This window comes from Paraburkholderia phymatum (genome assembly GCF_040965635.1).
In the GTDB taxonomy this organism is placed as follows: domain Bacteria; phylum Pseudomonadota; class Gammaproteobacteria; order Burkholderiales; family Burkholderiaceae; genus Paraburkholderia; species Paraburkholderia phymatum_B.
Genome location: NZ_JBFRCH010000159.1, coordinates 1 through 255 on the forward strand (window position 1 = coordinate 1; position 255 = coordinate 255).

Here is a 255-nt window from a genome sequence, read left to right on the forward strand (position 1 = left end):
CCGTCTTCGAGTTCCATGCGGGGATACCGTCGAGACGCACGATGCGCATCTGGTCGGGATTGTTCTTGTAGAACGGATCGAGGTCGCTCACGTTCGGCGTGTACGAGTTCGGACCGTTGGGCTCCATTGTCGACTGCTGACGGTCGTCGATCGTCCACGTAATGCCGAGTGCGTGCAGCGCGGCGATGTTGCCGTTGAAGCCCTGCATGCCGAAGCGGTGCTGGTCCTGATGCGCGTAGTTCACGGTGCCAAGCA

At 60.8% G+C, this 255-nt stretch carries 1 pseudogene; it reads right to left on the reverse strand.

What is annotated here, in order from left to right:
* A pseudogene (locus tag AB4Y32_RS40605) lies at window positions 1-255 on the reverse strand (hypothetical protein); the annotation flags it as partial.